The organism is Enterobacter sp. MGH 24 (genome assembly GCF_000493015.1).
Classification (GTDB): Bacteria; Pseudomonadota; Gammaproteobacteria; order Enterobacterales; family Enterobacteriaceae; genus Enterobacter.
On record NZ_KI535657.1, the window covers coordinates 139,595 to 156,120 of the forward strand.

At 56.6% G+C, this 16,526-nt stretch carries 14 protein-coding genes; 3 read left to right on the forward strand and 11 right to left on the reverse strand.

Annotation, left to right across the window (positions count from 1 at the left end):
* Positions 1-142: 142 nt before the first annotated feature.
* Genes xseA through L370_RS21065 form a run of 3 tightly spaced genes read left to right on the forward strand, consistent with a single transcriptional unit; the run spans position 143 to position 2,945 of the window.
* Positions 143-1,516: an exodeoxyribonuclease VII large subunit gene (gene xseA / locus L370_RS21075; RefSeq protein ID WP_023333023.1), complete on the forward strand. Its 1,374-nt coding sequence runs from the start codon at positions 143-145 to the stop codon at positions 1,514-1,516.
* Positions 1,517-1,574: 58 nt separating this feature from the next.
* Positions 1,575-2,594: a M4 family metallopeptidase gene (locus L370_RS21070; protein WP_023333024.1), complete on the forward strand. Its 1,020-nt coding sequence runs from the start codon at positions 1,575-1,577 to the stop codon at positions 2,592-2,594.
* Positions 2,595-2,945: a protealysin inhibitor emfourin gene (locus L370_RS21065; protein ID WP_006811517.1), complete on the forward strand. Its 351-nt coding sequence runs from the start codon at positions 2,595-2,597 to the stop codon at positions 2,943-2,945. It abuts the gene before it with no gap.
* Here the strand turns inward: L370_RS21065 and L370_RS21060 are convergent.
* The 11 genes from L370_RS21060 to pbpC form a co-directional block, all read right to left on the reverse strand.
* Entirely contained in the window at positions 2,942-3,163 is a 222-nt protein-coding gene (locus tag L370_RS21060) for a zinc ribbon domain-containing protein (protein WP_023333025.1), read from the reverse strand. The two genes, L370_RS21065 and L370_RS21060, sit on opposite strands and share 4 nt — an antisense overlap.
* 58 nt (positions 3,164-3,221) lie before the next feature.
* Positions 3,222-4,763 (reverse strand): peptide MFS transporter, encoded by a 1,542-nt coding sequence (locus tag L370_RS21055; RefSeq protein ID WP_023308797.1) that lies wholly within the window; start codon positions 4,761-4,763, stop codon positions 3,222-3,224.
* A gap of 299 nt (positions 4,764-5,062) precedes the next feature.
* Complete coding sequence (der, locus tag L370_RS21050) at positions 5,063-6,535, reverse strand: ribosome biogenesis GTPase Der (protein WP_023308811.1); 1,473 nt, start codon at positions 6,533-6,535, stop codon at positions 5,063-5,065.
* Between the two features lie 112 nt (positions 6,536-6,647).
* Positions 6,648-7,826, reverse strand: a complete 1,179-nt coding sequence (bamB, locus tag L370_RS21045) for an outer membrane protein assembly factor BamB (RefSeq protein ID WP_023333026.1) — start codon at positions 7,824-7,826, stop codon at positions 6,648-6,650.
* A gap of 10 nt (positions 7,827-7,836) precedes the next feature.
* Positions 7,837-8,457, reverse strand: coding sequence for a YfgM family protein (locus L370_RS21040; protein WP_023333027.1), 621 nt, complete (start codon positions 8,455-8,457; stop codon positions 7,837-7,839).
* A 13-nt stretch (positions 8,458-8,470) separates the two neighbouring features.
* Entirely contained in the window at positions 8,471-9,745 is a 1,275-nt protein-coding gene (gene hisS, locus L370_RS21035) for a histidine--tRNA ligase (protein ID WP_023333028.1), read from the reverse strand.
* An 80-nt stretch (positions 9,746-9,825) separates the two neighbouring features.
* Entirely contained in the window at positions 9,826-10,944 is a 1,119-nt protein-coding gene (gene ispG, locus L370_RS21030; protein WP_023308814.1) for a flavodoxin-dependent (E)-4-hydroxy-3-methylbut-2-enyl-diphosphate synthase, read from the reverse strand.
* A 26-nt stretch (positions 10,945-10,970) separates the two neighbouring features.
* Positions 10,971-11,984, reverse strand: coding sequence for a cytoskeleton protein RodZ (gene rodZ / locus L370_RS21025; protein WP_023333029.1), 1,014 nt, complete (start codon positions 11,982-11,984; stop codon positions 10,971-10,973).
* Between the two features lie 293 nt (positions 11,985-12,277).
* Complete coding sequence (locus L370_RS21020; RefSeq protein ID WP_014171168.1) at positions 12,278-13,444, reverse strand: dual-specificity RNA methyltransferase RlmN; 1,167 nt, start codon at positions 13,442-13,444, stop codon at positions 12,278-12,280.
* Positions 13,445-13,613: 169 nt separating this feature from the next.
* Positions 13,614-14,045, reverse strand: a complete 432-nt coding sequence (gene ndk / locus L370_RS21015; RefSeq protein WP_003860625.1) for a nucleoside-diphosphate kinase — start codon at positions 14,043-14,045, stop codon at positions 13,614-13,616.
* 156 nt (positions 14,046-14,201) lie between these two features.
* Positions 14,202-16,526, reverse strand: coding sequence for a peptidoglycan glycosyltransferase PbpC (pbpC, locus tag L370_RS21010; RefSeq protein ID WP_023333030.1), 2,325 nt, complete (start codon positions 16,524-16,526; stop codon positions 14,202-14,204).

Below are 16,526 nucleotides of genomic sequence, written 5' to 3' on the forward strand. Positions count from 1 at the left end.
TGGGTGGTTAAATATTGCCGTGGCATTATACAGAGCGTAACCGATTGCATCCACACTTTTTTAAAAAAAATGCTTGCGCTCACCTCTCAGCAGGTTACTATCGACTGAATAACTTGCTGATTTAGAATTTGATCCCGCTCACATGTTATCCTCTCAATCCCCCTCAATTTATACCGTCAGCCGCCTTAATCAGACGGTGCGTTTGCTGCTTGAGCAGGAAATGGGGCAGGTCTGGATCAGCGGTGAGATCTCTAACTTCACGCAGCCGTCATCCGGCCACTGGTACTTTACTTTAAAAGACGATACCGCCCAGGTGCGCTGTGCGATGTTCCGCAACAGCAACCGCCGCGTGACGTTCCGCCCCCAGCACGGCCAGCAGGTTCTGGTTCGCGCCAACATCACACTGTATGAGCCGCGCGGCGATTATCAGATTATCGTCGAGAGCATGCAGCCTGCGGGCGAAGGGCTGCTGCAGCAGAAGTATGAACATCTAAAAGCCAGGCTCTCTGCCGAAGGGCTGTTCGACCAGCAGTACAAAAAACCGCTGCCCTCCCCTGCCCACTGCGTTGGGGTCATCACCTCGAAAACCGGTGCGGCACTGCACGATATCTTGCACGTGCTGAAGCGTCGCGACCCTTCCCTGCCCGTCATCATCTACCCGACCGCCGTTCAGGGTGACGATGCGCCGGGCCAGATTGTACGCGCCATTGAGCTGGCGAACGCCCGTCAGGAGTGCGACGTATTAATCGTCGGGCGCGGCGGCGGCTCGCTGGAAGATCTGTGGAGCTTTAACGACGAGCGCGTGGCGCGGGCAATCTTTGCCAGCCTTATCCCCGTGGTGAGCGCCGTCGGCCACGAAACGGACGTAACGATAGCCGATTTTGTCGCGGATCTGCGCGCGCCTACGCCGTCCGCGGCGGCGGAAGTGGTCAGCCGCAACCAGCTGGAGCTGCTGCGTCAGATTCAGAACGGCCAGCAGCGCCTTGAGATGGCGATGGACTACTTCCTTGCCAACCGTACCCGCCGCTTTACCCAGCTTCATCATCGACTTCAGCAGCAGCACCCACAGCTGCGTCTGGCGCGTCAGCAGACCGTGCTGGAGCGCCTGCGTCAGCGCATGAGCGTTGCGGTGGACGCGCAGCTTAAGCGCGCGGTATCGCGCCAGCAGCGCGTGACGCAGCGCCTGAACCAGCAGAACCCGCAGCCGAAAATTTATCGCGCGCAAACGCGGATCCAGCAGCTGGAGTATCGTCTGGCGGAGACAATCCGGGCGCGTCTGAGCACCACCCGCGAGCGTTTTGGCAATGCGGTGACCCATCTTGAAGCGGTCAGCCCCCTCTCCACGCTGGCGCGCGGCTATAGCGTGACGACGGCGACGGACGGCAAAGTGCTGAAGCAGACCAAACAGGTGAAAGCCGGCGATGTGCTGACGACGCGTCTTTCAGACGGCTGGGTAGAAAGCGAAGTGAAATCAATTAAACCGGTGAAAAAGACGCGTCAGCGTAAAACCGGATAATTCTTCGCCGGTTACTTACTATACTGCTGCTATTCCCTTTTTTAATAAGGAGAGCAGCATGCCCCATCTTCATAGCGTTATTCCCCCTTATATTCTTCGTCGTATTATCGAAAGCGGTTCCGAGCCGCAGCAGCGGTGTGCCCGTCAGACCTTAACCCACGTCCAGACGCTGATGGCCCACATGCCCGGCAAACCCGCCGCGCCCCACGTGAATAAAGCCGGACAGCTGGAGCGCGATATTTACGACGCGAAGCAAACCCAGGAGCTGCCGGGTACGCAGGTGCGTTACGAAGGCCAGCCGTCGAACGGCGATGTGGCGGTGGATGAAGCCTACGATTATTTGGGTATTACCCATGATTTCTTCTGGAAAGAATATCAGCGTGATTCGCTCGATAATAAAGGGCTTATTTTGACCGGCACCGTTCACTACGGCCGTGAATATCAGAACGCCTTCTGGAACGGTCAGCAGATGGTATTCGGCGACGGTGACGGGGAAATATTTAACCGCTTTACCATCGCCATCGACGTGGTGGCGCACGAGCTAAGCCACGGCGTGACCGAGACCGAAGCCGGGCTTATCTATTTCGAACAGTCGGGCGCGCTGAACGAGTCGCTGTCGGACGTATTTGGCTCGCTGGTTAAACAGTACCATCTGAAGCAAACCGCCGATAAAGCTGACTGGCTCATTGGTGAAGGGCTGCTGGCGAAAGGGATCAACGGCAAAGGGCTGCGCTCGATGTCTGAACCCGGCACCGCCTATGACGATCCGCTGCTCGGCAAAGACCCGCAGCCCGCGCACATGAAAGATTTCATTAAAACGCGCGAGGACAACGGCGGCGTGCATCTGAACTCCGGCATCCCTAACCGGGCATTTTATCTGGCCGCGACGGCGATCGGCGGCTACGCCTGGGAAAAAGCGGGTTATGCCTGGTACGACACGGTTTGCGATCGCAATCTGGCGCAGGATGCGGATTTTGAGGCCTTCGCAAAACTGACGATCGCGCACGGAGAGAAACGCTCCGGCGGCGACGCTGGAGCGGCCATTAAACAAGCCTGGGAACAGGTGGGAGTGTTGTAAATGCAGGTTCCGGAACTGACGGATGACGCCGTGGTTGAGCTGGCCCGGGAAGGCGGCGTCGCTTTTATTCCCAAGCTGAGCGGACAGCGCACCATCGCGCTCTCCTCGCTCAATGAGGCCCAGCGCCAGCGGCTGGTGAGCATCCTGGAGCAGGCTTTTCCACGCGGCCAGCCGCCCGGGCAAGCCTCTTCACCCGGCAGCGGCGACCAGCGCTATTTCCGCATCCAGATTATCTGGACCGGACAAAATCAGGCGCACTACGCCGATATCATCGTGCTGGTGCCCGAGCAGGAAGCGCCCGAGTCGCTGGTCGAACTGTGGCAGAAAGGCGAAGGCTGCGTGTGCGATTAACCTTCGGCCCGAACAAACTCCACGCGTTTTTTAGAGATAAGACCGTGGCCGTTCTGGCAGAAATAGTCCACCGCGCCGCAGGCTTTTAATACCTGGAGTGGCTGATGGCACTCCGGGCAGCGGGCTTCAAGCGCAATATCTTTATTACAGCTGTCGCAGTGCGCTATCCCGTTCTGAGGTTCCAGCGGTGTCTGGCAATCCGGGCAGGTAATCGACATATTCTCTCCAGTTAGGTTTTACCGGGACAGGATAACTGCCCCGGTAGGCTGAACATTATCAGGCTTCAGCTGCCGGTTTAGTCTGCGCATTTTCCAGCATGCGGCGAACCGGAACAATGAGAACGATCAGTACCGCGGCACAGATTAGCAGCGCGATGGAGCAGCGCGCAAAGAGATCCGGCAGCATATCCAGCTGATCGGCCTTCACATGGCCGCCAATCAGGCCCGCCGCCAGGTTACCCAGCGCGCTGGCGCAGAACCACAGCCCCATCATCTGACCGCGCATTCTTTCCGGCGCAAGCAGCGTCATGGTCGCCAGGCCAATCGGGCTCAGGCACAGTTCGCCGAGCGTCAGCATCAGGATGCTGCCCACCAGCCAGAACGGCGACACGCCCGCCCCACCGCTGCTCAGCACGTTCTGTGCCGCCAGCATCATCAGGCCAAAGCCCGCCGCCGCGCACAGAATACCAATAACAAACTTGGTGATGCTGCTCGGACGAATGTTTTTACTCGCCAGCTTCGGCCATGCCCAGCTAAACACCGGTGCCAGCAGGATGATGAACAGGGCGTTGATTGACTGGAACCACACCGCCGGGATTTCGAAATCACCGATCATGCGGTTAGTGTAGTCGTTGGCAAACAGGTTGAACGACGTTGGCTTTTGTTCGAACGCGGACCAGAAGAACGCCGCGGAGATCAGCAGAATAAAGCAGACCAGCAGCCTGGCGCGCTCTTTACGGTTCAGCCCCGCAAAAACAAACAGATAAATAAAGTAGAGGGCAACGGACGCCGCAATCACGTAGACCAGCACGCTGGCTACCGCGACCGGGTTAATCACAATCACGCCCTGCGCAATCAGCGTTACGATCGTTGCCACGCCTGCCGCCAGTGCCAGCAGCCAAACGCCCACGCCGTTACGCTTCACCACCGGGCTGTTCCAGGTGGAGTCGAGGCCGACTTCGCCGTCATAGCGTTTCATCGCCGGAACGGCAAACACGCGGAAGATAATCAGCGCAACCAGCATCCCGATGCCGCCAATACCAAAGCCCCAGTGCCAGCCGTGGGTTTTGATCAGCCAGCCGGAAATCAGCGGCGCGATGAACGAGCCCATATTGATGCCCATATAGAACAGCGAGAAACCGCCGTCACGACGCGCGTCGCCTTTTTTATAGAGGGTGCCGACCATCACCGAGATACAGGTTTTGAACAGCCCGGAGCCAAGCACGATGAACATCAGGCCGATAAAGAACAGGTTGTTGCCCATCACAGCAGAGAGCGCGATCGACAGGTGACCGAGCGCAATCAGGATCGAACCGTACCAGACGGCTCTCTGCTGACCCAGCCAGTTATCGGCCAGCCAGCCGCCCGGCAGCGCGGCCAGGTACATGGTACCGGCAAAGATACCGACAATCGCCGAGGCGTTTTCACGCGCCAGGCCCATCCCGCCGTCATAGACGGTGGCGGCCATAAACAGGATCAGTAACGGACGGATGCCGTAAAACGAGAAACGCTCCCACATCTCGGTGAAGAACAGGGAACCGAGCGGATACGGATGGCCGAAGAACGTTCGGCTCTCTTTTTGATTAACAGTGGATTGCATAATTCTCCCGAAAGGTATGTCGTCGTGCTTGTAAACACCAGCAGGTACGCCGGCCAGTTACGTATCTGGCCGATTTTTTACATGCGGCGAAAAGTTAGTTAACCATTTGATAACCAGGCGCTAGTTTTGTCTAGTACCGGACCCTGGACTTTAAGATGAAAATTCGACGATTGTCTACTTTCTTAGATTTAAACTTGGTTAAAAGTGAATAGTGATTGACTTCACACAGAGAAAACCGGCGGTATGATTGGGCAAAAAAAACCCGCGATAAACGCGGGCTTTCGTGTGATCGGCAAAAACTATTTGCTTTTCTTAATGTGCTTAATCAAGCGCTTACGCTTACGCATCTGGTTTGGCGTCAGGGTGTTGCGCTTGTTGGCAAACGGGTTTTCCCCTTCCTTGAACTGGATACGGATAGGCGTGCCCATAACGTCCAGCGATTTACGGAAGTAGTTCATCAGATAGCGCTTGTAGGAATCCGGCAGGTCTTTCACCTGGTTGCCGTGAATTACTACGATTGGCGGGTTATAACCACCGGCGTGGGCATATTTCAGCTTCACGCGACGGCCGCGCACCAGCGGCGGCTGATGGTCTTCCGCAGCCATATTCATGATGCGCGTCAGCATCGCGGTGCTCTGGCGACGGGTGGAGCTGTCATACGCTTCACGCACGGATTCGAAGAGGTTACCCACGCCGCTGCCGTGCAGGGCAGAGATAAAGTGCACGCGGGCAAAGTCGATAAAGCCCAGACGGAAGTCGAGGGTCTCTTTCACCTGCTCACGCACTTCATTGCTCAGGCCATCCCACTTGTTGACCACAATAACCAGTGAGCGCCCACTATTGAGGATAAAGCCAAGCAGAGAGAGATCCTGATCGGAGATACCTTCGCGCGCGTCGATAACCAGCAGCACCACGTTGGCATCTTCGATCGCCTGCAGGGTTTTGATAACGGAGAATTTTTCCACCACATCGGTGATTTTCCCGCGCTTACGCACCCCGGCGGTGTCGATGAGGACATACTCACGTTCATCGCGCTGCATTGGGATGTAGATGCTGTCACGGGTGGTGCCCGGCATGTCGTAAACGACCACGCGCTCTTCACCCAGAATACGGTTAGTAAGCGTAGACTTACCTACGTTTGGACGACCCACGATAGCCAGCTTGATCGGCAGATCCTGCGGGTTGAAGTCGTCTTCAGGCTCTTCTTCGCCCTCTTCTCCGTCTTCGAACTGTGCCCAGTATTCAGCGTCTTCGTCTACTTCTTCCGGTGGGTTCACTTCGTCAACCCACGGCAGCAGAACGGTTTCCAGCAGGCTGGTGACGCCGCGGCCGTGCGATGCCGCAATCGGGTAGATCTCACCCAGGCCCAGAGACCAGAAATCCGCGACGGCCTGATCGGCATCAATACCGTCAGTTTTGTTCGCTACCAGGAAGGTCGGTTTTTCGCGTGAACGCAGGTGTTTGGCAATAGCGGAGTCCGCCGGCATCAGGCCAGCACGCGCATCCACCATAAACAGCACCACATCCGCTTCTTCAATCGCCAGCAGCGACTGCTCCGCCATGCGGGTTTCAACGCCGTCTTCTGTGCCGTCAATACCACCGGTATCAATACAGATGAACTCGCGTCCTTCCACCTCTGCACGACCGTACTTACGGTCACGCGTCAGCCCCGGGAAATCCGCAACCAGCGCATCACGGGTGCGTGTTAAACGGTTAAAAAGTGTGGATTTTCCAACGTTAGGGCGCCCGACAAGCGCGACCACAGGTACCATGTTTGAAGCCTCATAAAATTCAAAATAACGTCGCTTTTGCGGCGTTTTTAAAAATGTCAAAACGGCTCCTGAGTGAACAGGAGCCGTTTAGTATACTACAACCGCCGGGTAATTAACGCGTGATCGCGTACAGCGTGCCGTCTTTTGCCTGAATCAGCAGTTTGCCGTCGGCCACAACCGGATCGGTCAGGAAACCGGAGCTGTCGACTTTTTGCTGTGCAACAAAGCGGCCATTATCCGGATCGATCCAGTGCATATACCCTTCGCTGTCGCCGACCACCAGACTACCGTTGTACAGTGCTGGCGAGGTCAGCAGACGGTGCAGCAGATCGCTTTGCGTCCACAGCGTCACGCCGCCTTCGGTGCTCAGCGCCAGAATACGGTCGTTCTGGTCAACCATATAGATGCGGTTACCTTCAACGACGAAATCGTTCACAGAGCCCAGCTCACGTTTCCACATGATCTGGCCGCTGCGCAGATCCAGCGCGGTCAGGTTGCCGTTATAGGCCAGCGCGTAAACCACACCGTTAACGATAACCGGCGTTGTGTCGACATCGCTCAGACGATCAATTTCCGTTGAGCCAGTGGCCTGAGAGATACGCTGCTGCCAGATCATCTGGCCCTGCTGCATCAGCACTGCGCTCACGCGACCGTTGTCACCGCCCACAATGGCAGCACCAAATGCGGTAGCCGGCGCAGATTCGCCGCGCAGAGAGAGCGCAGGCATATCCAGGTTAACGGTCCATTTCACCAGACCGTCCGCTTCGTTCAGCGCCTGCAGCTGGCCGTTGCTGGTATGAATCAGCACCAGGCCGTCGCTCACCACCGGACGAGACAGGGATTCACCCGCTACGGTTGTTTGCCAGGCTATGGAGCCGTCGCTGCTGTTCAGCGCATAAACCTGCGCTTTTTCGCTGCCCACGTAGACATGACCACCGGCGACGGTCAGACCGCCAGACAGCAGTGCAGGCTTACGGGAGAACCAGCCGTCTTTTTCCGCCAGGTTAACGGACCAGACTTCTTTCCCGTCATCGGCGTTCACCGCTTTCACGGTACCTTTGCGGTCAGCGGCATAGACAACGCTGTCTGCATACGCCGGATGAAGGTTGGAATAGAAATCACCAATCCCATTGCCCACGGAGACATCCCACGCGGTGGATGGGGTAAACTGGTTTTCAACCGTCGGCAGTGGGGACATTTTCACAACGTCTTCTTCGCCACTGAACAGTGAACAACCACTCAATAACGTAACAGAAAGCAGTCCTGGCAGAAGTAATTTACGCAATTGCATCGGGTCCCTCTCAGACGGACAAATTATTTATTTTCATCTGCATCATTTCGCTCAGCGCAGGTGAAGCATTGCTCTCTACGCCAGCTTGCCACGCTTTACGCGCGCCCGCTTTGTCACCTTTGCTCAGCAGTGCTTCACCGCGCAGATCGGCAACGATGGCAGCAAAACCTTCGCCTTTGATGGTATCGAGCGTTTTCAGCGCATCGTCAGCTTTTTTCTGCTGAACCTGAATACGTGCCAGGCGCAGATTGATCACCGCTTTTAGGTTCTCATCGCTGGCCGCAGCAAGGCTCTGAGAGAGCTGAGCAGCGGCTTTATCCAGTTCGTTCTTATCAACGTACTGCTGAGCCACTTCCAGCGCAGCCAGTGCACCGTAGGTGTTTTTGTTGTCAGCCACAAATTTTTCTGCCGCAGTCAGCGTTTGCGGCTGATCGGCACGAATTGCGCTCACGGTATTTTCATAGGACAGTGACGCGCCGCGCGCGGAATCCGCCTGATGATTGTTCCAGTAACGCCAGCCCACCAGCGCACCGACACCTAAAATAACCCCAACAACCAGCGCTTTGCCGTTTTCAACAAAGAAGCGTTTAATCGCGTCGACCTGATCGTGTTCGTTCTCGTAAATTTCCACGCAGTCCTTCTCCTTAGCCCAATAGAGTGCGCAAGTGCGCCGCAACGCCGTCCTGCGTTACCGTTGTCTGCTCACCAGAGCGCAGGTCCTTCACCACCACTTCGCCGTTAGCCACTTCGGACTCACCCAGCACCAGTGCAATACTTGCGCCCCACTTATCGGCACGAGCAAACTGTTTTTTGAAGTTGCCGCCGCCATGGTTGGTCATCAGCTTAACGCCCGGCAGCGCATCGCGCACGCGTTCGGCAAGCTGCATCGCCGCAGACTGCGTTTCCGCGCCTGAGGCTACCAGGTATATATCGACAACGGATTCTGCTTTAAATTCCGGATTAACTGCCTGAACCAGCAAAACAAGTCGCTCAAGGCCCATCGCGAAGCCAACAGCAGGCGCTGCGCGACCGCCAAGTTGCTCAACCAGACCGTCATACCGGCCGCCCGCACATACGGTGCCCTGAGAGCCGAGGCTGGAGGTCACCCACTCAAACACGGTACGGTTGTAGTAGTCCAGACCGCGTACCAGGCGCTGGTTCACGGTATAGGCGATGCCTGCCGCTTCAAGCAGCTTGCACAGGCCCGCGAAGTGTTCGCGAGATTCTTCATCCAGGTAGTCACCCAGCGCAGGCGCATCGTTCAGCAGTGCCTGAACATCCGCGTTTTTGGAATCCAGAACGCGCAGCGGGTTACTGTACATGCGACGTTTGCAGTCTTCGTCCAGCTTCTCTTTATGCTGTTCCAGGAACGCGACCAGCGCATCGCGGTAGTTAGCGCGTGCTTCCAGAGAACCGATAGAGTTCAGCTCAAGGGAAACGTGATCGGCGATACCGAGGGCGCGCCACCAGCGGGCGGTCAGCATAATCAGTTCGGCGTCGATGTCCGGGCCCTGCAGGCCAAAGACTTCCACACCCAGCTGATTGAACTGGCGATAACGCCCTTTCTGAGGACGTTCGTGGCGGAACATCGGGCCGATATACCACAGGCGCTGCTCCTGATTGTACAGAAGACCATGTTCGATGCCGGCGCGTACGCAGCCCGCCGTACCTTCCGGACGCAGGGTCAGGCTGTCGCCGTTGCGGTCCTCAAAGGTGTACATCTCTTTTTCAACCACGTCGGTGACTTCACCAATCGCGCGTTTGAATAACGGGGTCTGCTCTACAATCGGCAAACGAATTTCGCTGTAACCGTAGCTGCCGAGCACCTGCTTCAGTGTGCCTTCAATGCGCTGCCAGATGGCGGTTTCGCCAGGCAGATAATCGTTCATGCCGCGGATGGCTTGAATGTTTTTTGCCACGTTTATTCTCTTTCTATATACAAAAAAAACCCAAAGAATGGGTTCAATCATACATGGGAAGCGGCACGCTTCCCATCACGTTATTTTTCAACCTGCTGAACGCTGATACGCTGTGTTTCGTCCATCATGGCGGCTTTGGCGCGGATGCGGGCTTCAAGCTGGTCGATCATGTCGCTATTATCCAGACGATCTTTTCGAACGCCATCTTCATAGAGACCACTTTTCTTGTTACCGCCGGTGACGCCCAGGGTTGACACCAGTGCTTCACCCGGACCATTTACCACGCAGCCGATGATGGAGACATCCATCGGGGTGATAATGTCTTCCAGACGTTGCTCCAGGGCATTCACCGTCCCGATCACATCAAACTCCTGACGTGAGCAGGTTGGGCAGGCAATGAAGTTGATCCCGCGCGCGCGGATACGCAGTGATTTCAGGATATCGAAACCGACCTTGATCTCTTCGACCGGATCGGCCGCCAGCGAGACGCGCAGGGTGTCACCGATCCCTTCAGAGAGCAGCAGCCCCAGACCGATCGCAGATTTTACAGAGCCGCTGCGCAGGCCGCCCGCTTCGGTGATCCCGAGGTGCAGAGGCTGGTCGATCTGCTTTGCCAGCAGACGGTAAGACTCCACCGCCAGGAACACGTCGGAGGCTTTTACGCTGACTTTAAACTGATCGAAGTTAAGACGATCGAGATGATCGACGTGGCGCATGGCGGATTCGAGCAGCGCCTGCGGCGTTGGCTCGCCGTATTTTTCCTGGAGATCTTTCTCCAGGGAACCGGCGTTAACGCCGATACGGATAGGAATATTTTTATCGCGGGCGCAGTCCACAACCATGCGGATACGCTCTTCGTTACCGATGTTGCCCGGGTTAATACGCAGGCAATCGACGCCGTATTCAGCCACTTTCAGTGCGATGCGGTAGTCGAAGTGGATATCAGCCACCAGCGGAACGCTGACCTGCTGTTTGATCAGCTTGAACGCCTCGGCGGCATCCATGGTCGGGACGGAGACGCGAACAATGTCCGCGCCTACACGTTCTAATGCTTTGATTTGATTGACCGTCGCTTCCACATCGGTGGTGCGCGTGTTGGTCATCGACTGAACGGCGATAGGTGCCCCATCGCCGATTGGCACATTCCCAACGTAAATCCGTTTCGATTTTCTACGTTGAATCGGAGCCTGGTTATGCATGAAAAATCTCCCGCGTTGCCCGTCTGTTACTGTGCTGCTGATTGTTCGGCATTAACGGTAAGACGTGCAACCTGGTTAGTTCTGATAAAGCGGCTCAGGTCGACAGGTTTTCCTTGATACTGGATCTGTACCGCTGCCGGAGCGCCGATTTTAAGTTTATAAGGAGCCTGGCCAGTTAGGTTTAACGTGCCATCTTTACGCTGCAGGCCGCTGAACAGTTTTTTACCTGTCGCATCAGTCACTTCCAGCCAGCAGTCGGCGCTGAAGTTCATCACCAGCGCGTTGGGATCGGCTGCTGTGGCCGTATCCGCCGGGCTGGTTGGCAGAGTTGCAGCGCTATTGTCTGCAGGCTGAGTAGCCGCAGGCGCGTTCGCCGCAGTATCAACATTAGCCTGAGAAGGGGCAACAACCGCGTTTTGATCCTGAGCCTGCGGCGCAGCGGTGTTAGCCGTTGCTGCCGGGGACTGTGCTGCACCGGTCGCCGACGCGTCTGGCGCTGCGGTCTGTGGTTCGCTGGAGGACGCTGCGCCGTCGGTATTCAGCGGCACGCTCTGGCCGTTCTCACTTCCGGCCTGGTTGAGTTCAGCAGAAGATTGATCGGCCATGGTGGTGATCTCTTCCTGCTGCGCCTTGTGGTTTTGCCACCACCATGCACCGGTCAGACCGATCACCACAAACAGCACCAGCCAGGTAAAGCTCATCAGCCAGCCATCACGTTTTTTACGACGTTTCCCCAGGGAGAAGGTCTGCATCGGCGCAACTTTTGCTGCACGGACCGGGGCCTGCTTCTCCATCATTGGCAGTAATTCGTTTTCGGGGATGTGCACCAGTTTTGCGTAAGAGCGGATATAACCGCGCAGGAAAGTTGAAGCCAGATCGGCGGGTGCCTTATCTTCTTCAATATCGCGAACCGTGGAAACCTTCAGGCACAAGCGTTCCGCAACGGCTTGCTGGCTGAGTCCGAGTTGTTCACGGGCGTTGCGAAGACGAACGCCAGTGGAGAGTGCTTCATGTTGGTCGTGAGTGGCTTCAGTATTCATTCGCTACAACTACTGGTACGTGAAAAATAAGGGTTCAGGCGCCGGTGAGTCACAATGCCACCCGCACCGCGAAACTTCTGGTCAGTTAACCTTGAACAGAGAGTATAAGACTGTCAGCCCGGAGATGACAGTACAGCCCTGCCCGTACGGCTAAACTGTTGTTACGTCGTTACATACTGCCCGAAAGTCGAATGAAACGCACCGTAATTATTGATCAGTCATCACGAATCTGACTGATTATTCAGTAAGGTTATGCTTCACGGCGCAGATAATGCGCCGCGAGTGCATAATAATCAAACAGCTTTAACCGCGATCGTCTCGCCCTGCATGCGTTTACGCAGTGTACGTTTGGTACGGTCAATGACATCACCTGCCAGCTGTCCGCACGCTGCATCAATGTCATCACCACGGGTTTTACGCACGATGGTGGTGAACCCATACTCCATCAGCACCTTGGAGAAACGGTCGATACGGCTGTTCGAGCTACGGCCATACGGCGCGCCCGGGAACGGGTTCCATGGGATCAGGTTGATTTTGCATGGCGTATCTTTAAGCAGTTCCGCCAGCTGATGCGCATGTTCAGTACCGTCGTTAACGTGATCAAGCATCACGTACTCGATGGTCACGCGGCCCTGGTTGGCGTTGGATTTCTCCAGATAGCGACGCACCGCAGCGAGGAAGGTTTCGATATTGTACTTTTTGTTGATCGGCACAATTTCGTCACGAATTTCGTCGTTTGGCGCATGCAGGGAGATCGCCAGCGCAACGTCAATCATGTCGCCAAGCTTGTCCAGCGCAGGCACAACGCCAGAGGTAGACAGCGTGACGCGACGCTTGGACAGACCAAAACCGAAGTCATCCAGCATGATTTCCATCGCCGGAACCACGTTGGTCAGGTTCAGCAGCGGCTCACCCATCCCCATCATCACCACGTTGGTGATAGGACGCGTACCGGTTACTTTTGCCGCACCCACGATTTTCGCGGCACGCCAGACCTGGCCGATAATTTCTGACACGCGCAGGTTACGGTTAAAGCCTTGCTGCGCGGTTGAGCAGAATTTGCACTCCAGTGCACAACCCACCTGAGAGGAGACGCACAGCGTGGCGCGGTCTTCTTCCGGGATGTAGACGGTCTCAACGCGCTGATCGCCGACCGCAATCGCCCATTTGATGGTGCCGTCCGCGGAGCGCTGCTCTTCCACCACTTCCGGTGCACGGATTTCAGCCACTTCTTTGAGCTTGTTGCGCAGGACCTTGTTGATGTCGGTCATGTCATCAAAATTGTCGCTGCAGTAATGGTACATCCACTTCATGACCTGATCGGCACGAAACGGCTTTTCGCCCATCTCTTTAAAGAACTCGCGCATCTGCTGACGGTTCAGATCCAGCAGGTTGATTTTTCCATTTTTATTGGGAACCGCAGGAATGGCGACTTCGGAGGTATTCACTAGTTCAGACATAATATTTTCCGGCCTCGTTGTTACACGTTATGGCCCATGGAGGGTTGAATAGAAACGCCCCGGAAAGCGGTCTGCTCGTCCGGGGCGTTGCATTGTACAAAGTCTGGCGCAGGGATGCCACGTCTGGACGCGGCATTTACGAAAATAATGTGTAAACGAAACCGTTAAATTAACGGGTACGTGGACACACTTCGCCTTCTGCGAAGAAGAAAGCGATTTCGCGTGCAGCAGATTCAACAGAGTCAGAACCGTGGGTGCCGTTCTCGGTGAAGCTGTCCGCATAGTCAGCGCGCAGAGTACCTGCCAGCGCGTTGTCCGGGTTAGTTGCGCCCAGCAGGTCACGGTGACGCTGAACTGCGTTTTCGCCTTCCAGCACGGATACCACGATTGGACCGGAGGTCATGAACTCAACCAGGCCGTCAAAGAATGGGCGACCTTCGTGCTCAGCGTAGAAGCCGCGAGCTTGCTCAACGGTCAGGTGCAGCATTTTGGTGCCAACAATTTTGAACCCTGCAGATTCAAAGCGAGCGAAGATGCTGCCAATAACGTTTTTTGCCACCGCGTTTGGTTTGATGATGGAAAAAGTACGTTCAATAGCCATGATAACCTCTGTCAATGTTCTGTTGTTTTGCATACCTGAGTATGGTGTGGCGCGGATTATAATGAGCAATAGCGCCATTGCCTATGGATTCAGGTAACATTTTTTTAAAATAAGACGAGTTTTAGCAACAGCTCACATCTGAACGCTGTTTTCAGATCACTGCAGCGTAAAATTCACCGTCGCGACCTGCCCGGTCTCATCCATGACGAGTAACTGATAATCGCCCGACTTATCAAGCTGTAATGTGTAAACCCTTCCCTTCACACTCAGCGGTTCACCATTCAAAAACCACCAGCGCTCACCGCTGTTGCCGGTCGCCTGAAGCGGCAGCGAAACGCGGGATTCCCCCGGCAGACGTTTAATGACGGCCCCTTCGCGCACGCCGGTCAGGATGAGCGGTGCAGGTGCGTCCTGAGACAGCGGAGGACAGGTTGTTGATGAAGGCGGGACCCGTACCGCGCGACGCTCGGTTGCGGGCAGCCACGGCTCCAGCGGCAGCGGCCAGACATCCAGGACTTTTTCAGTTGCATCAGGGCAATCAGCTGCCACACGTTTACCCGTTTTATCCAGCCAGACCGGGAAACGAATGCCGCGTATCCCTTCCTGTTCAGGCAATAGCAGCGTGGGCGGTTCACTCCCTTCCAGCAGCCAGGTCGACAGGCGACGCCGACAGTTTTCACTCCCTTCCGGCAGCGACTGGCCGCCCGGCCAGCAGATCACGCCCCGCCCGACGCTCTCCGGGCGCGGGTCGCGCGGCAGGCGGGCTTCATCTACCGTTGAGCGTGACTGAAGCAGGTTATTGACCTGGTTTAATAGCGGAACCGCGCTGGCGAAACCAAACTGCCCCGCCACCGGTGTGCCGTCCGGTCGTCCGGTCCAGATGCCAATCACGTAACGGGCATTCAAACCGATGGCCCAGGCATCACGGTAGCCGTAGCTGGTGCCGGTTTTCCACGCCAGCGGCGCAACCTGCGGTAACGCATTATCCGGCAGCGGCTGCGCCTCGTTCGCCAGAATACGGCGAATAATCCACGCCGAGCCTTGCGACAGTAACGGTCGTTCAATGAGCGGATCGCCCGGCTGTAGGCGCAACCTTCCCGCCTTACCGTGTCGGGAAAAGGCGCTGTAGGCCGCGGCAATATCGGCCAGCCGCGCGCCTGCCCCACCGAGGATCAGGGAGAGATTCGGCTGCGCCCCCGCAGGCAGGATCAGCGGCAGGCCAGCATTACTCAGCATCCCGGCAAAACGTTTTGGCCCGTAGGCTTCGAGTACCTGTACCGCGGGCAGGTTGAGGGAGCGCACCAGCGCTTCACTCATGCTAACCGGTCCGTGGAACCCGCTGTCAAAATTCCCTGGGCGATAATCACCGGTTTTTCTTGGAACATCCTGGAGCAGCGAGGCGGGATGGATCAGGCCATCGTCCAGCGCCATACCGTAGATAAACGGTTTCAGCACCGATCCCGGGGATCGGATCGCATTGACCATATCCACGTGGCTAAAACGACTGGCATCGTTAATATCCACCGATCCAACCCAGCCGCGTACCTTCATATTAGTATGATCCACGACGATCATCGCCAGCGAGCTGCGCGCAGGAAGTCGGGACTTCCAGTTCATCGCCAGCTCTTCCAGCTGCCGCTGTAGTCCGGCATCCAGCGTGGTGACAATTTTAGTGTCGCGGCTTTTTCCTAGCATCATGCGTGCAAAGAGCGGTGCCAGCTGCGGCATCTGTCGGGGCGCCAGCCATACCGATTCTTCCCGTGATTCTTTGACCTGCTTCGCAGACCAGACGCCCTGCGTGACCATGCGGTCGAGCACTTTATTGCGCGCCGATTCGGCCCGCTCAGGCCAGCGGTCCGGACGTAAGCGGCTGGGTGCCTGCGGCAGTACCGCCAGCAGCGCCGCTTCGGAATAGCTGAGCTGCGACGGCGGTTTGCCGAGATAGGTCCAGCTTGCAGCACCGACGCCCTGCAGCGTGCCGCCAAAGGGGGCGCGGTTGAGATAGAGCGTCAGGATGTCGCGTTTAGAGAGGTGCCACTCCAGCTGCATTGCTCGCCAGAGCTGACGAACCTTGCCGCCAAAGGTGCGCGGATGCGGGTCCAGCAGGCGCGCTACCTGCATGGTCAGCGTACTGCCGCCTGAGACGACTTTACCCGAGCTGAGATCCTGCCAGGCAGCGCGCAGGACAGAGAGCGGGTTTACGCCTGGATGCTCCCAGAACCAGCGATCTTCGTACTGGATCAGCGCCTCAAGATAACGGGGAGAGACCTCTTCGATCGTCACAGGATAGCGCCAGATCCCGTCGCTATCGGCAAAACGCCAGAGCGGCGTGCCATGCTCATCCACCACCACCCGGGCCGGATTAACCTCTTTCAGCGGCAACGGCCACAGGCGGTCGGCGGCGACAGTCAGCCCCCATAAAATGAGAAGCGCTCCCGCCAGCCATAGCCAGCTGGAGCGTGTCAGACGAGCTATCTGCAT

What these genes read in the sequence shown, in the direction of transcription:
- xseA (WP_023333023.1), top strand. Translation starts at nt 143, where the DNA reads ATGTTATCCTCTCAATCCCCCTCAATTTATACCGTCAGCCGCCTTAAT.
- L370_RS21070 (WP_023333024.1), top strand. Translation starts at nt 1,575, where the DNA reads ATGCCCCATCTTCATAGCGTTATTCCCCCTTATATTCTTCGTCGTATT.
- L370_RS21065 (WP_006811517.1), top strand. Translation starts at nt 2,595, where the DNA reads ATGCAGGTTCCGGAACTGACGGATGACGCCGTGGTTGAGCTGGCCCGG.
- L370_RS21060 (WP_023333025.1), bottom strand. Translation starts at nt 3,163, where the DNA reads ATGTCGATTACCTGCCCGGATTGCCAGACACCGCTGGAACCTCAGAAC.
- L370_RS21055 (WP_023308797.1), bottom strand. Translation starts at nt 4,763, where the DNA reads ATGCAATCCACTGTTAATCAAAAAGAGAGCCGAACGTTCTTCGGCCAT.
- der (WP_023308811.1), bottom strand. Translation starts at nt 6,535, where the DNA reads ATGGTACCTGTGGTCGCGCTTGTCGGGCGCCCTAACGTTGGAAAATCC.
- bamB (WP_023333026.1), bottom strand. Translation starts at nt 7,826, where the DNA reads ATGCAATTGCGTAAATTACTTCTGCCAGGACTGCTTTCTGTTACGTTA.
- ispG (WP_023308814.1), bottom strand. Translation starts at nt 10,944, where the DNA reads ATGCATAACCAGGCTCCGATTCAACGTAGAAAATCGAAACGGATTTAC.
- rodZ (WP_023333029.1), bottom strand. Translation starts at nt 11,984, where the DNA reads ATGAATACTGAAGCCACTCACGACCAACATGAAGCACTCTCCACTGGC.
- L370_RS21020 (WP_014171168.1), bottom strand. Translation starts at nt 13,444, where the DNA reads ATGTCTGAACTAGTGAATACCTCCGAAGTCGCCATTCCTGCGGTTCCC.
- ndk (WP_003860625.1), bottom strand. Translation starts at nt 14,045, where the DNA reads ATGGCTATTGAACGTACTTTTTCCATCATCAAACCAAACGCGGTGGCA.
- pbpC (WP_023333030.1), bottom strand. Translation starts at nt 16,526, where the DNA reads ATGCAGATAGCTCGTCTGACACGCTCCAGCTGGCTATGGCTGGCGGGA.